This window comes from Gilliamella apis (assembly GCF_002142155.1).
Classification (GTDB): domain Bacteria; phylum Pseudomonadota; class Gammaproteobacteria; order Enterobacterales; family Orbaceae; genus Gilliamella; species Gilliamella apis.
Window position 1 is genome coordinate 1 of sequence record NZ_NASD01000005.1, and the last position, 15,024, is coordinate 15,024.

Below are 15,024 nucleotides of genomic sequence, written 5' to 3' on the forward strand. Positions count from 1 at the left end.
ATCATAATCAGTTGTTTTTTCGATAAATAAATAACTAATTGTTTATTTTTTATATATAAAGTAATAAATATAGTTTTTTATATTTATTATAGACCCTACAATCACAAAGGATTACAATATGGCTCGCTAAAATCGCGGATTTAAACCCGTTTTCATTTTAACAATTAAATATAGCTGAGTTATTGATGAGCAAAAAATTACATATCAAAACTTGGGGCTGTCAAATGAACGAATATGATTCAACTAAAATGGCAGATCTCCTTGAATCCACCCATGGTTTAACCTTAACAGAAAATGCCGAAGAAGCAGATATTTTATTATTAAATACCTGTTCTATTCGAGAAAAAGCCCAAGAAAAAGTTTTTCACCAACTAGGTCGTTGGAAAAATTTAAAACAACATAACCCTAATATTATTATTGGTGTTGGTGGTTGTGTCGCATCACAAGAAGGTGCCCATATTCGTAAACGAGCGCCTTTTGTTGATATTATTTTTGGACCACAAACCTTTCACCGTCTGCCTGATATGATTGAACAGATCCGCAGTGGTAATGGCCAGCATGTTGTTGATGTTAGTTTTCCTGAAATTGAAAAATTTGACCGTTTACCGGAACCTCGCAGTGAAGGTCCAACGGCATTTGTATCCATAATGGAAGGATGTAACAAATACTGTACTTATTGTGTGGTACCTTACACCCGTGGTGAAGAAGTAAGCCGACCTTGTGATGATGTTATTTATGAAATAGCACAACTGGCTGAACAAGGTGTACGTGAAGTGAATTTACTGGGTCAAAATGTTAACGCTTATCGTGGACCAACTTTTGATGGTGATATTTGTTCATTCGCTGAGTTATTGCGTTTAGTGGCTGCCATTGATGGTATTGATCGTATTCGTTTTACCACTAGCCATCCAATTGAATTTACAGATGACATTATTGATGTTTATCGTGATACGCCTGAACTGGTTAACTTTTTACATTTACCAGTACAAAGTGGTTCTGATCGCGTATTGAACTTGATGAAACGAACACATACTGCAATTGAATATAAATCAATTATTCGTAAATTACGTAAAGTTCGCCCAGATATTCAAATCAGTTCTGATTTTATTGTTGGTTTCCCGGGTGAAACACAAGAAGATTTTGAACAAACTATGAAATTGATCGCTGATGTTAATTTTGACTTAAGTTATAGCTTTGTTTATTCAGCTCGTCCGGGTACGCCTGCTGCGGAAATGGAAGATAATGTTTCTGAAGAAGAGAAAAAACAACGGCTCTATATTCTTCAAGAACGTATTAATCAACAAGCTATGCAATTTAGTCGTCGCATGTTAAATACCGTACAACGTATTTTAGTTGAAGGTCCATCTAAAAAGGATCTTATGGAATTAACCGGCCGAACAGAAAACAATCGAATTGTTAATTTTGCTGGCAATCCAGATATGATTGGTAAATTTGTTGATGTTGAAATTACCGATGTTTATCCTAACTCATTGCGTGGTAAAGTAGTGAGAACTGAAGATCAGATGGATCTACGGGTTAGTGAATCACCAATTTCAGTTATTTCGCGAACTCGTAAAGAAAATAATTTAGGCGTTGGTATTTATCAACCATAATTATACAAATAGAAGTGTAATTTAATTAATAATTAAAGATGATAATTTATAAATAAGGAATATTAAATGTTTATTGTATTTGGTACAAAAGGACGTGAAGTTAATGAACATACAGGGCAATTTAATTGCCCAAACTGTTGTGCTCAGCAAAATATTGCTGGTGATCAAAAACAACATCAGTATACGCAAATAAAGGTAGCTAAATATTTTACACTATTTTTTATTCCTATTTTTAGTTTTCAAACTTTAGGTCGATATATTAAATGTCAACACTGTAATTCTGACTTTAATGAAAGTGTTTTAACTTATATACCACCTACATTTGAACAGCAAGTGGCATCTTATGTTGAGCAAGAGTTAAAAAGTGGTACACCTATCACGATGGTTATCAATAAGTTGAAAAGCCAAGGATTAGATAATAATCAGGCAACTAGTGCTGTGAATAATATAGTTGGTGACGATATAGTGACTTGTCATCATTGCCATATGGATTTTTTAAAAGGTGTTGAAAAATGTTCTTTATGTGAAGAGCGTATTTAGTCATTAACCTGAATAATTAGAGGACTTATCATTGAATATTACGACCCATGAAACTATGCTAGAACCAGCAGATAATCAGCGACTTAATAGTCTTTGTGGTCCTTATGATGACAATATTAAACAACTTGAACGTCGTTTAGGGATTGAAATAAATCATCGTGGTAATCTCTTTGCCATCACTGGTGATACCATCTGTGTAAAAGCTGCATCTGAAATATTACAATCGCTATATAAGCAAACTAAACAAAAAGATAATATTATCGATATTGAACCTGAGCAGATACATTTAGCCATTAAAGAATCTGGTGCATTAGAAAAAGCCAAAGAGCATCTTCCTGCCTATGTTGATCTGCATGGTAGTAAGCAAGTCATGATAAAAACCAAACGTGGAGTAATAAAACCACGTACACCTAATCAGGCTCAATATATTGCTCATGTATTAGATTATGATATTTCTTTTGGTATTGGTCCGGCTGGCACCGGAAAAACCTATTTAGCGGTAGCCGCAGCGGTTGATGCACTAGAAAAACAGCAAATTAGACGTATCGTTTTAACTCGTCCTGCGGTTGAAGCCGGCGAAAAACTAGGTTTTTTACCTGGTGATTTAAGTCAAAAAGTCGATCCTTATTTACGTCCACTTTATGATGCATTGTTTGAAATGCTTGGTTTTGAAAAAGTTGAAAAACTAATTGAAAAAAGTGTTATTGAAGTTGCTCCATTAGCCTATATGCGTGGGCGTACACTTAATGATGCTTTTATTATTCTTGATGAAAGCCAAAATACCACAATTGAGCAAATGAAGATGTTTTTAACGCGTATTGGTTTTAATTCTAAAGCGGTAATTACTGGTGATATTACGCAAATTGATTTACCGCGTCACCAAAAATCAGGATTACGCCATGCTATCGAAGTCTTAAGCGAAGTTGATGATATTAGTTTTAATTTTTTCAAGAGTGAAGATGTCGTTCGCCATCCTGTCGTAGCTAGAATTGTTAATGCTTATGAAAAATGGGAACAACAAGAACACAAGCAACAACACTCATAAACAGAATTTAGAGGAGTTATATTATCTCTATTTCAGGTAAAACAAAAAAGGGCAATATTCGCGATCACTCAGCAGAAACAAACTTATTTTTGCGTAGAGCGTTGTTTGCATTTGTGGTAATTATTCTTTTAATTTTTGTGTTATTAGCCAATTTAGCTGATCTACAAATTTCAAACTTTAGTTATTACAGTACCAAATCAAACAACAATCGTATTGAAATTATCCCTATTCCTCCTAGTCGCGGTATGATTTATGATCGTAATGGTACGCCATTGGCGATAAATAATATTACCTATCAACTTAATATTGTTCCTGATAAAACCAAAAACCTTAACGAACAGTTTGAACAGTTAAAAACGATTGTTGATTTAACTGATGAAGATATTGAGAATTTCCAAAAGGAACGCCGTAATTATCGGGCTCATCGTCCCGTACCACTAAAAGAAAATCTAACCGAAAAACAAATAGCACGTTTTATTGTTGATCAGCATCGCTTTCCGTTTGTGTCGATTGTTAAAATTCAACATCGATATTATCCGTATGGCGCTTCACTTACCCATATTCTTGGCTATATATCTAAAATAAATACTCAAGATAAACAACGTTTAGAAGAAGAAAATAAAGCCAGCGATTATGTGGCTACTTTTAACATTGGTAAAATGGGGATTGAACGGTATTACGAAGATGTTTTACATGGTACGGCTGGTAATGAAAAGGTTGAAGTAAACAGCCGAGGTCGTATTGTTCGCTTACTTGAACAACATCCACCACAAGCCGGTGAAGATATCTATTTATCCATCAACCTAAAATTACAACTCTATATTGAATCACTGCTTGCTGGCCGAAAAGCATCAGTTGTTGCTATTGATCCCAATAATGGTGAAGTATTAGCAATGGTGTCTAGCCCTAGTTATGATTCAAATGATTTTGTTGGTGGTATTTCCAGTAAAAAATATAGTGAGTTACTTAATGATCCAAGTAAACCGCTATTTAACCGAGCTTTACTTGGTGCTTATCCTCCTGCTTCAACGGTAAAACCATTTATTTCGATAGCCGCTTTAAGTGAAGGTGTCGTTTCACCGAAAAGTGTGGTTAATGATCCTGGCTGGTGGCAATTACCCGGTACAGAAAGACGCTATCGAGATTGGCTAAAATGGGGGCACGGCCATGTTGATGTATTACGAGCAATTGAAGAATCGGTGGATACCTATTTTTACCAAGTTGCTTATGATATGGGTATTGATCGCCTAAATTTATGGATGACTAAGTTTGGTTATGGTGAGCGTACCGGCATTGATATTTCGGCTAATGAAGAGACTCGTGCGGTTATGCCAAGTCGCGAATGGAAATTAAAGCGGCATAAAAAATCTTGGTTACAAGGTGACACCATTCCGGTTGGTATAGGTCAAGGTTATTGGACTGCCACACCTATGCAAATGGCTAAAGCCTTAACCACATTAATTAATAATGGTAAAACTTTTACGCCACACTTTTTACTCTATAAAAAAAGTGACATTATTAATACTAATCAGAATCAACCAACTATTGATCCCGAAAAATATGTTGAAACTAATAGCCTAGTTGATGTTAATCCAGCCTATTGGGCATTAGCTAAAGAAGGTATGCATCGAGTTATGTTTGGTGCTCGAGGTACTGCACGTAAAGTTTATGCTGGTGCTAAATATCAAGCAGCAGGTAAGTCAGGTACCGCTCAAGTTTATGGTTTAAAAGAAAACGAAACTTATAATGCCCATAAAATACCCGAACATTTACGTGACCATGCCTTATTTATCGCTTATGCACCTTATGATAAACCGAAAATAGCGCTAGCTATAGTCCTTGAAAATGGTGGCGGTGGTAGCTCCAATGGCGGTGCAGTAGCCCGTAAAATATTGGATTATTATCTTGAGGGTGATAACTCAACAGAATTAGATGATGCATCATCATCGACGACAGGACATGAAGATTAATTATGAACAATATTAAGAAATCTTTTTGGCAAAAGATACATATCGATCCACTTTTTTGCTTATTTATAACCTTACTACTTGGTTATAGCCTTTATATTTTATGGAGTGCTAGTGGCCAAAATGTAGATATGATGCAAAAACGAGTTATCCAAATAATTCTTGGTTTTTTTGTGATGATTGTTTTTGCCCAAATTTCACCGCGAAGCTATGAACAGTGGGCACCTTATCTCTATATTGCCTGTATTATTATATTACTATTAGTTGATATTTTCGGTTATACCAGTAAAGGTGCTCAGCGTTGGTTAGATTTAGGCGTCATTCGTTTTCAACCGTCAGAAATTGCTAAAATTGCCGTGCCATTAATGGTAGCTAAGTTTATTCATCGTGATGGCTGTCCACCACCGCTTAAAACAACTTTGCAAACATTAGCTATTATTGGCGTACCTACCTTATTAGTAGCAATGCAACCCGATTTAGGAACGGCTATTTTAATTATTATGTCGGGTATTTTTATTATCTTTTTGGCTGGGATTAACTGGCGATTTATTCTTGTTGCTTTGATATTGATCGCCATATTTTTACCGATTATGTGGTTTTATTTAATGCATGATTATCAACGTGAACGAGTATTAACATTATTTAATCCTGAGCGTGATCCTAATGGAGCTGGTTATCATATTTTGCAATCGAAAACCGCGATAGGATCGGGAGGAATATGGGGTAAAGGTTGGCTTGAAGGTACGCAATCTCAGTTAGAATTTTTACCGGAAAGACATACTGACTTTATCTTTTCAGTTATCGCTGAAGAGTTTGGTTTTATTGGCTCTATTGTTTTGTTAGTCTTGTTCTTATGTTTAATTATACGTGGATTAATTATTGCCGCACAGGCACAAACGACGTTTGGACGAATACTGTCTGGTGGTTTGATTTTAGTATTTTTTGTCTATGTATTTATTAATATTGGTATGGTCAGTGGAATCTTACCAGTAGTTGGTGTACCATTACCACTAATAAGTTATGGTGGCTCTTCTCTGGTCGTTTTAATGGCAAGTTTTGGCATTATGATGTCTATTCACACTCATCGATACATGTTATCTAAAAACATTTAACGGAATTTTTATAAATGAAAAAGAAATTAAAATTATCTTTTGGTTTGTTGGCGCTTGCAATATGTTCTTCTGCCTCTGCAGAGATGGCATTTCCTATTCCAGCTATCCCACAATTAGATGCAGAAGCCTATATTTTAATCGATGCCAAATCTGGCGAAATCCTAGCGCAATATAATGCTGAACAACAACGTGATCCAGCAAGCTTAACTAAAATGATGACAAGTTATGTTGTTGGCCAAGCATTAGAATCAGGCCGTATTAAAAATGATGATATGGTGCTGATCAGTAAAGATGCATGGGCAACCGGTAACCCGGTTTTAAAAGGCTCATCATTGATGTTTTTAGAGGTTGGTAAAACAGTTTCGGTTGCCGATTTGAATAAAGGTATCATTATTCAATCGGGTAATGATGCATGTATCGCTATGGCTGAACATGTTGCTGGTAGCCAAGGTGCTTTCGTTAATTTAATGAATGAATATGCCAAAAAAATTGGTTTACAACATACCCATTTTGAAACGGTGCATGGCCTTGATGCACCCGGTCAGTATACAACAGCTAAAGATATGGCACTATTAGGTCAAGCTTTGATTCGTGACTTACCAACTGAATATGCTATCTATAAAGAAAAAGAGTTCACCTATAACTTGTCTAAACCACAATTGAATCGCAATGGTTTACTTTGGGATACAACTTTAAACGTAGATGGTATTAAAACCGGTCATACTAATGCTGCTGGTTATAACCTTGTTGCATCAGCGGTTGATGGTAATACCCGTTTAATTTCAGCCGTGCTTGGTGGCCGAACCTTTAAAGGTCGTGAAGAAGAGAGTAAAAAATTACTCACTTGGGGATTCCGCTTCTTTGAAACGGCTAATCCAGTTAAGCCTAATGCGCCATTAGTAACAGAGTCAGTTTGGTATGGCGATGAAAACAAAGTAAATTTAGGGACTATTAATGGTGCTTATATTACTGTGCCAAAAGGCCGTTCAGCTGACGTTAAAGTACAATACACCATTGATGATTACATCTATGCGCCAATTACCAAAGGTGCTGCGGTTGGTAAAATCCAATTTTTATTAGATGATAAAGTGATCAACGAACAACCTTTAGTTGCCCTTGAAAATGTTGAAGAAGCAGGCTTCTTTGGTAATATTTGGGATTGGATAAGCTTACAATTCCATAAATTATTTAATTAATTTTTAAGTTATAATTAACTTGAACCGTTGTGTAACGCAAAGCTACACAGCGGTTTTTTATTATCTCGTATAAGCAACTATTAGTTATATACATGGTTAATAACCTTTAATGTTAAGGCTAAAAAACCTCGTTCCTCAAAATTTTTGTTAAAAGATACCCCTAAATTTTATTAAGCTTAATTGGCTTAATTATTGGTGGCTGCAAGATAGATTAAAATTTGCGAAGTAGTTGAAAATATCTGTTCTAAAATAAATTCAACAAATGAAGGCAAGGAGGAAAATAAATAACTTAACATCATCAAGCCACATAATAAGGTAAGTGGATAGCCAACTACAAAAATTGATAACTGAGGGGTAATTCTATTTAATAACCCTAATGACAAATTAATAATCAGCAATAACGTCATTAATGGTAATGCCAACATAACGCCATTACTAAATAATAGACCGGTTGTTTCGATTAAGGCTAAGTGACCGTTGGCCTTTAAAGGTGAAACGCTAATAGGAATAATCTCAAAGCTATTAGCTAATCCATACAGTAACCATAGATGGCCATCTAAGCTGAGAAATATCAACAAGGCAATAATGTTAATTAAACGTGACAGTACGGAAGTAGATGGTCCACCAATAGGATCATAAAAGGTCGCCATGCCTAACCCCATTTGCATACCAATTAATTCACCGGCAAATCTTACCGTTAAAAAAGTAAGTTGTACGGTAAAACCGATTATGATGCCAATCATGATTTGCTGGGCAATAACCCAGATACCGAGTAATGAATAAAGGCTAAGGTTGTCGTCTAACTTTGGTAACGGTAATAAAATGACGATCAGCACTGCTAAACCGATTTTTAACCGATTTGGCACCTCTTTTTCACCGACAATAGGTGCGACCATAATTAGCGCTAAAATACGGGTAAAAGGCAGAAAACTTGATCGAACCCAAGCAAAAAAATCAATATTAAACAGATCGTGAATCGCGGTGTCCATTAAGGTTAACTAGTTAAGTTAGGAATATCAGTAATAACCAGACGGATATAATCGATCATAGTTGTCAGCATTGAGGGGCCTAAAATGATTAATACTAACACCACCGCTAAAATCTTAGGAATAAAAGATAAGGTCATTTCATTAATTTGAGTTGCCGCTTGTAACAAACTGATAATTAACCCAGTGACTAAGGCTGCGAGTAATAAAGGACCTGCAAGTGATGCGGCAACTTTGATTGCTTGAATGGCAAAATGGCTAATATATTCAGAAGGCATATAATCCCTTTATTGTTGGCGTTAATTAAAAAAGCTTTGTGCTAATGAACCTAACAATAAATGCCAGCCATCAGCTAATACAAACAACATAATTTTAAAAGGTAGTGATACTGTTGCTGGTGGTACCATCATCATCCCTAATGCCATTAATGTACTGGCAACAACTAAATCAATGACTAAAAAAGGAATAAACAGAGTAAAGCCAATTTGAAAAGCGGTTTTAAGTTCACTAACCACAAAAGCTGGGACTAAAACTCGTAGCGGGATATCTTCACGGGTTTGAATATCACCAGAATGGGACATATTAACAAATAGCGTTAAATCACTTTCACGAGTTTGGCTCAACATAAATTCACGCAATGGTTTGCTTGCCTCCATCAAACTTTGTTGCATAGTGATTTGTTGTTGAGAATAGGGAATATAAGCATCTTGATATATTTTATCCAATGTTGGTGACATAATAAAAAATGTCATAAATAGGGCAATACCTAAAATTAATTGATTAGGCGGTGCTGATTGGGTACCAAGTGCACTACGTAATAGCCCTAACACAATAATGATACGAGTAAAACTCGTCATTAATAGTAATATAATTGGGATAAACGTCAGTAGGGTTAAAAAAACTAAAGTTTCAACTGGTAATGACCAAGTTTGCCCTTCTGGTAGTGAGGTTTGAGTAACAATTGTTAACGGTGATAATTCAGCATAACTATATTGGCTGGCCAGCAATAAGCTAAATAAAATAACAAGTTTTAACCGCACAATTAATCACACCTTTTTACTGTTTAGCACAGATTTTAATATCTGATTGAACAGATTATTTTTTGACTGTTGTTCAACGTCAACCGGTTCTGCGAATAACATTTCAGTACGTTGTTCATTGATAGTATGGAGTAAAGTCATTTGTTGGGCTGTAACCCCGACCACCAGTAATTGATGGTCAACATAAACCAACATAATGCGATCTTTGGCATTTATATTGTAAGTTGCTTTAACATCAATGAATTGCTTAGTAGATCTTTTCCAACCTAACCGTTTTATTAGCCAGGTTAAAACGAAAATAATGGTGATAACACTAAAAAAGGCTATTCCTATTTGGCTATATAAACTTGATTCAGTAGGAATAGACGAAAAGTTTTGTATACCGGCGTTGATTGTTGATTCGCTCATGGTTATCTCATTAATGGTTATTAACGACTTAATCTACGTACCCGTTCTGAAGGGGTAATAATATCGGTAATTCGTACACCATAATTGTCACCCACCACCACGATCTCGCCTTGAGCAATTAAGTAACCGTTAATTAAAATATCTAATGGCTCACCAGCTAAACCATCTAAGGCGATAACAGATCCTTGAGTTAAATTTAATAGATCTTTAATGGCCATTTTGGTACGGCCAAGTTCAACACTTAAATTAACCGGAATATCTAAAATAAGATTAATATCTTGTTCTTTTACATTTGACGGTTGGGGTGAAAGGGTTTCAAAAATAGCTTCTGTTGTTACCGATTCTTCATCAGTTAAGTTAGTTGCTTGGCTATCATCACTGTTATTTGGCATATCACTCATTGAACACTCCTTCATTCAATTGTTCTAATACAGGGTTGCTTATTTGCTCTACTTGAATTGCATATTGTTTATTTACACTACCATATTGACCTTTTAAAACCGGTACGCCACCAATAGTGACATCTAGGCTGGTTGGTTTTTCAATATCCAAAATGTCGTTTACTTTTAATGCTAATAATTTGGCAACAGTTGTTTGAATATTTGTAAAATTAGCGACTAACTCAACCGTTGATTGTTTAATACCGCTAGTGAGTGAACTCATCCAGACATTATCATCTTGATGGGTTTGGCTTTCGATCGGTGGTTTAATTAATAACTCTTTAATAGATTCAACCATTGCATATGGAATGCAAATGCAGAAAGTTGCTTTAAAGTTACCAATTTCAATTAAAAATGTCGAAGTTAACACTACATCATCAGGAGAGCTGGTGATATTGGTAAATTTACTCTCTACTTCAGAACGAATATATTCAGTTTCAATGCTGTATACGTCAATCCATGAATTTTGGTATGTAGTTAAAGCAAGATCTAATACTCGTCTAATAATCTCTTGTTCAGTATGGGTAAATTCACGTCCTTCAGTATTCATATTGGTGGTATGTCCATCACCGCCGAAAAGTGTATCAACAACAATAAATACCAGTTCTGGTGAAAAAGAAAATAAGCAGCTACCCCGTAAAGGATTAAGATGAACTAAATTTAAATGGTAAGTTGCCGAGATATGCGAAAACTCTTTAAATGTTTTTGGCTCAATTGGCGAGGTAATAACATCCGTATTACGACGTAATAAATTAAATAAACCAATTCGAAATTGACGAGCAAAGCGTTCATTAATGATTTCTAATGCTGTTAGTCTTTCAGGGATAAAACTATGTTTAACTGATATATCATAAGGTTTTACTTCAGTCCGTTTGCTTTGCTGTGATTGATAATTTTGCACAATATCTTTTTCAATACTGGCAGCATTATCCGGTGAATGTTTAGCTAAAGATTCACTTTTATCGCTAGTAGATTGAAGCTTATCCGACATGATAATTACCTTATAATGAAATCAGTGAATAACACTTCATCAATTTTTACTGAATGTTTGGCATCGTATTGACGTGATAATGCTGTTTTTATTTGCTCTTGTAATTCGAGTTTGCCAGATTCTTTTTTCAAATTATTGACATATTGTTTTGAGGTTAACAGCAATACATCACTTCTTACTTCAGGCAAATATTCTAATAATACTGTTTTTTGATCTTCATCTTCGACGCGTAGCACCATACCAACATATAGAATTTTATTGATATCTAAATTATCTTCAGAAGGAGGTAATGTAATGGTAAATGGTTTTAGAGTTAAAAAAACCGGTGATGAAACTTGAGGTTCTTGATGAGTATGTGTCGTATTTTTAGCTTGATTTTCGAACCATAAATAAGCTGCTGAACCTATTGCGAGTAAGGTAATTAGAATAAGTATTAGGTTTAAAATTCTTACTTTTTTATTGGTGGTTTGCATATTTATTATTGTCTCAATGAAAATTAACGAAAGATTTGTAGCTATTTAAATAACCAAAAATTACCAAAATAATAAATCATGCCGTAAGAATTAATCGGAAGAATAGGCAATAAAAATATTATCTATTCAACCTTTTTAATATTAAGTTATCAAAGTTAAACACTGTTAAAAACGTAGATATCAATTATTTTATAAATATTGCCATAACCATTATTTAGGCAAAAATACTTAATCCTGATTGAACAATCTTAGTATGATGATTAATTTTTTGTTGAATTGGATTGATATCATCTAATAGTTGCTCTGTTTCAGATTGTTGTGGTTGTTGATAAGAAGATGACTGTTTAGAATCATTCATCATTGAAAAATCACTAATGTTAGTGTGTTGTAAAGTGATACCTTGTTGTTCCAATGAGCTTCTTAACATGGGGAGTGCTGATTCTAACACACCCTTAACCATATTATGCGCAACCGCCATGTGCAGATCGATTTTGTCATCAATCATGGCTAATTTAATATGTAATGATCCTAGTTCTTGTGGATTTAATTTTATTTCGGCATTTTGAATACCTTGTCGACTGATCAAACAAATTTGTTCATTTAAAGATGCTTGCCACTTACTAATATCCATGGGCATCGGTAAATTTAAGTTTAAGATGGTTGGATTTGTTGTAAAGGTTGGCGGATTAAATAGTGATGATTGGCCATTTATATCTATTGATAAAGCCATTTCTGATGGTGTATTAGCCAAATTAGTAGTAAACAATTTATCTGTCAGCGTTGACGCTAAATCAGTATGATGATCATTGCTATGATTATTTATCAGCGTATCTGTTGACTGTGTTTGATTAATACTCAAATGTGCATTTTTGGTCGTTTGTGGCTGATTATTTTCCCAAGCCAATAAATGACTAGGATTTGGTTGATTGGTTTTGTTGATTAATTGCTCACTGTGATTAATTGAGGCAATAATTTCGGCAGCTTTTTCATCAATATTGGTGCGCTGTTTGATATCATCAGTACATTGTGTATCCAACTTTGGATCAATCATGGTTGGATTAGCTTCTAATAATAGTTTAGTTTCATATATTGGTTGGTTTTTCGGTTGAGTATCCGATTGTCTATTTTGCTGTATATCCTCTTGCGGATTGAGTGGCATAGAAAATAGTATGAACAACTCTTCACTATCCATTCGTTCTTTCTGCTCTAACTCATTGTCTTTTAAGCTTGTAGCATTAACGTGATGATGATTATCACTTAGCCATTGCTGTTTTTCGGTAAGTTGTAATAATTTTTGAAAAAAATCATCATCAAGAATAGATAACTTGTTGTCGTTTAATTCAAATTGTTGAGATGAGATTAATGGAATATCGCTAAACTGATTAATATTCATTCAATGTTCTCCTTGCTATTTGCTGCTGAGCAAATTCATCGGTTAATTTTTGTTGTAAACGACTCTGTTGTAGTAACAGTTTTTTATGTTGTTTATCTAATAATGTAGTATAAGTATTTAGGCTTTTTTGTGATTGATTAAGCTCATTGGTGATCTGCTTTTGTTTTATATCTAAAGCTAATAGTAGTTTTTTTTGTTGCGCTATACCTTGTTCAATCGCTGTAATAAAAGCATTAAAATTATTTAATTCCGATCCTTTAATGCCACTGGATAAGGCATTATTTAGCCGTTGTTGGTACTCGTGATAATAATCATTTAATACATTTAGTTGTGATTGTGCATTACGTTTATTCTCGTGGGCATGTTTTAATTTAATCAATTTGTCATCAACTGCTTTTTCAGCGAGCTTTTTTAACGTTATAAATGCAAATTTACCATGATGTTGATTGGCCATAATTCTTTCCTAATTTATCAGCGAACTGCAACAATATTGATTAATTGTTGATAAGCGTCTTGATAACTACAATGCTCATTGATTCCTTGTTGTAAAAATTGCTGCATAGCTGGAAAAAGAGAGATAGCTTTATCTAATAATGGATCGGTTCCAGCTACGTAAGCACCAACATTAATCAAGTCCCGATTGCGCTGGAAACTTGAAAATAATTGTTTAAATAACCGTGATTTTTTTTCATCTTCTGGCGGGGTAAGATCGGTCATTACACGACTGATTGACGCTTCGATATCAATGGCTGGATAATGCCCCGATTCAGCTAGTGAACGTGATAATACTATATGACCATCAAGAATTGCCCTTGCTGAATCAGCAATAGGATCTTGTTGGTCGTCACCTTCGGTTAACACAGTATAAAAAGCAGTAATTGCACCTTTTCCTTTGGCATCATTACCTGCTCTTTCAACTAATGCTGGCAATTTTGCAAATACTGATGGTGGATAACCTTTGGTTGCCGGTGGTTCACCGATGGCTAAGGCTATTTCCCGTTGTGCCATGGCATAACGGGTTAGTGAATCCATGATTAGTAATACATTAAACCCTTGATCACGAAAATTTTCGGCAATTTTTGTGGCATAAGCTGCACCTTGTAGACGTAATAATGGCGATACATCTGCTGGTGCCGCGACAACTACTGAACGCGCTAAGCCTTCTTCACCAAGGATATTTTCGATAAAATCTTTTACTTCTCTGCCACGTTCGCCAATCAGACCAACCACAATAATATCGGCTTTGGTATACCTAGCCATCATGCCAAGTAGGACACTTTTACCAACACCAGAACCAGCAAAAAGCCCCATTCGTTGACCTTGGCCAACGGTTAATAATGCATTGATAGCACGAATGCCGACATCTAATACTTGATGAATAGGCGTGCGAGTCAGAGGGTTTAGTGATTTATTGATTAATCCTTCATATTCAATATTTTCTGGTAAAGGTTTGCCATCCAATGGTTTGCCCATTGCATCAACTATTCGTCCTAATAACCCCGTACCAATAGGTAAAACTTTATGACTAAAATGGGTTAAATCATATTGTGAGGTATATACTCTGGCATCAAGTAATATGCCATCAGTTGATTCAAATGGCATCAGATATAAGGTTTTACCATTAAAACCAATGACTTCACACTCAACGGCTTGCACTTTTCCATCTAATTGCCGTTCGACAAAGCAGTTAGAACCTAAAGGTAATTTTAAGCCTACGGCCTCTAAAACTAAGCCCGAAGCTTTAACTAAGCGACCATATTGACGGATTAACGATATTGACTGTAATTTTTGTTGCGCACCATCAATTTTAGTCATCCATT

General features: G+C 35.1%; 16 protein-coding genes. 6 read left to right on the plus strand and 10 right to left on the minus strand.

The features are described from left to right. The first annotated feature begins 185 nt into the window (after positions 1–185). From miaB to B6C84_RS03445, 6 genes are all read left to right on the plus strand, one after another. Positions 186–1,613: a tRNA (N6-isopentenyl adenosine(37)-C2)-methylthiotransferase MiaB gene (gene miaB, locus B6C84_RS03420; RefSeq protein ID WP_065579031.1), complete on the plus strand. Its 1,428-nt coding sequence runs from the start codon at positions 186–188 to the stop codon at positions 1,611–1,613. A 66-nt stretch (positions 1,614–1,679) separates the two neighbouring features. Continuing rightward, complete coding sequence (locus B6C84_RS03425) at positions 1,680–2,153, plus strand: zinc ribbon domain-containing protein (protein WP_086353933.1); 474 nt, start codon at positions 1,680–1,682, stop codon at positions 2,151–2,153. Positions 2,154–2,184: 31 nt separating this feature from the next. Then, the gene (locus tag B6C84_RS03430; RefSeq protein WP_174565007.1) at positions 2,185–3,198 is read left to right on the plus strand and encodes a PhoH family protein; all 1,014 of its coding nucleotides are present in this window, start codon (positions 2,185–2,187) and stop codon (positions 3,196–3,198) included. 29 nt (positions 3,199–3,227) lie between these two features. Beyond that, positions 3,228–5,168 carry a penicillin-binding protein 2 gene (gene mrdA, locus B6C84_RS03435; RefSeq protein WP_034900928.1) on the plus strand — a complete coding sequence of 647 codons (1,941 nt, stop codon included), beginning with the start codon at positions 3,228–3,230 and terminating at the stop codon, positions 5,166–5,168. A 2-nt stretch (positions 5,169–5,170) separates the two neighbouring features. Further along, complete coding sequence (mrdB, locus tag B6C84_RS03440) at positions 5,171–6,277, plus strand: peptidoglycan glycosyltransferase MrdB (RefSeq protein WP_065579035.1); 1,107 nt, start codon at positions 5,171–5,173, stop codon at positions 6,275–6,277. 14 nt (positions 6,278–6,291) lie between these two features. Then, positions 6,292–7,473 (plus strand): serine hydrolase, encoded by a 1,182-nt coding sequence (locus B6C84_RS03445; protein WP_034900930.1) that lies wholly within the window; start codon positions 6,292–6,294, stop codon positions 7,471–7,473. Between the two features lie 185 nt (positions 7,474–7,658). Here the strand turns inward: B6C84_RS03445 and fliR are convergent, their stop codons facing one another. From fliR to fliI, 10 genes are all read right to left on the minus strand, one after another. Next, on the minus strand, positions 7,659–8,462 hold the full coding sequence (gene fliR, locus B6C84_RS03450; protein WP_086353934.1) for a flagellar biosynthetic protein FliR: 804 nt from the start codon (positions 8,460–8,462) through the stop codon (positions 7,659–7,661). A gap of 5 nt (positions 8,463–8,467) precedes the next feature. Next, on the minus strand, positions 8,468–8,737 hold the full coding sequence (gene fliQ, locus B6C84_RS03455; protein WP_034900933.1) for a flagellar biosynthesis protein FliQ: 270 nt from the start codon (positions 8,735–8,737) through the stop codon (positions 8,468–8,470). Positions 8,738–8,758: 21 nt separating this feature from the next. Next, positions 8,759–9,502, minus strand: coding sequence for a flagellar type III secretion system pore protein FliP (gene fliP, locus B6C84_RS03460; RefSeq protein WP_425319287.1), 744 nt, complete (start codon positions 9,500–9,502; stop codon positions 8,759–8,761). A gap of 3 nt (positions 9,503–9,505) precedes the next feature. Continuing rightward, positions 9,506–9,907, minus strand: coding sequence for a FliO/MopB family protein (locus B6C84_RS03465; RefSeq protein ID WP_065613536.1), 402 nt, complete (start codon positions 9,905–9,907; stop codon positions 9,506–9,508). A gap of 20 nt (positions 9,908–9,927) precedes the next feature. After that, a complete protein-coding gene (gene fliN / locus B6C84_RS03470) occupies positions 9,928–10,308 on the minus strand; it encodes a flagellar motor switch protein FliN (RefSeq protein WP_034900937.1) in 381 nt (126 codons plus the stop codon). After that, the gene (gene fliM, locus B6C84_RS03475; protein ID WP_034900939.1) at positions 10,301–11,338 is read right to left on the minus strand and encodes a flagellar motor switch protein FliM; all 1,038 of its coding nucleotides are present in this window, start codon (positions 11,336–11,338) and stop codon (positions 10,301–10,303) included. The genes fliN and fliM overlap by 8 nt, the downstream gene beginning before the upstream one ends. 5 nt (positions 11,339–11,343) lie before the next feature. Beyond that, entirely contained in the window at positions 11,344–11,811 is a 468-nt protein-coding gene (locus B6C84_RS03480) for a flagellar basal body-associated FliL family protein (protein ID WP_034900941.1), read from the minus strand. Positions 11,812–12,025: 214 nt separating this feature from the next. Beyond that, positions 12,026–13,204, minus strand: a complete 1,179-nt coding sequence (locus B6C84_RS03485; RefSeq protein WP_086321115.1) for a flagellar hook-length control protein FliK — start codon at positions 13,202–13,204, stop codon at positions 12,026–12,028. After that, positions 13,194–13,658 carry a flagellar export protein FliJ gene (fliJ, locus tag B6C84_RS03490; protein WP_065579040.1) on the minus strand — a complete coding sequence of 155 codons (465 nt, stop codon included), beginning with the start codon at positions 13,656–13,658 and terminating at the stop codon, positions 13,194–13,196. The genes B6C84_RS03485 and fliJ overlap by 11 nt, the downstream gene beginning before the upstream one ends. 17 nt (positions 13,659–13,675) lie before the next feature. Then, a complete protein-coding gene (fliI, locus tag B6C84_RS03495; protein WP_217332237.1) occupies positions 13,676–15,019 on the minus strand; it encodes a flagellar protein export ATPase FliI in 1,344 nt (447 codons plus the stop codon). Positions 15,020–15,024 lie beyond the last annotated feature (5 nt).

Bases quoted from the DNA above. Each gene is read 5' to 3' on its own strand.
- fliR (WP_086353934.1), bottom strand. From the start codon at position 8,462: ATGGACACCGCGATTCACGATCTGTTTAATATTGATTTTTTTGCTTGG.
- fliM (WP_034900939.1), bottom strand. From the start codon at position 11,338: ATGTCGGATAAGCTTCAATCTACTAGCGATAAAAGTGAATCTTTAGCT.
- mrdB (WP_065579035.1), top strand. From the start codon at position 5,171: ATGAACAATATTAAGAAATCTTTTTGGCAAAAGATACATATCGATCCA.
- fliQ (WP_034900933.1), bottom strand. From the start codon at position 8,737: ATGCCTTCTGAATATATTAGCCATTTTGCCATTCAAGCAATCAAAGTT.
- B6C84_RS03480 (WP_034900941.1), bottom strand. From the start codon at position 11,811: ATGCAAACCACCAATAAAAAAGTAAGAATTTTAAACCTAATACTTATT.
- B6C84_RS03425 (WP_086353933.1), top strand. From the start codon at position 1,680: ATGTTTATTGTATTTGGTACAAAAGGACGTGAAGTTAATGAACATACA.
- B6C84_RS03445 (WP_034900930.1), top strand. From the start codon at position 6,292: ATGAAAAAGAAATTAAAATTATCTTTTGGTTTGTTGGCGCTTGCAATA.
- miaB (WP_065579031.1), top strand. From the start codon at position 186: ATGAGCAAAAAATTACATATCAAAACTTGGGGCTGTCAAATGAACGAA.
- B6C84_RS03485 (WP_086321115.1), bottom strand. From the start codon at position 13,204: ATGAATATTAATCAGTTTAGCGATATTCCATTAATCTCATCTCAACAA.
- fliN (WP_034900937.1), bottom strand. From the start codon at position 10,308: ATGAGTGATATGCCAAATAACAGTGATGATAGCCAAGCAACTAACTTA.
- fliJ (WP_065579040.1), bottom strand. From the start codon at position 13,658: ATGGCCAATCAACATCATGGTAAATTTGCATTTATAACGTTAAAAAAG.
- fliI (WP_217332237.1), bottom strand. From the start codon at position 15,019: ATGACTAAAATTGATGGTGCGCAACAAAAATTACAGTCAATATCGTTA.
- B6C84_RS03465 (WP_065613536.1), bottom strand. From the start codon at position 9,907: ATGAGCGAATCAACAATCAACGCCGGTATACAAAACTTTTCGTCTATT.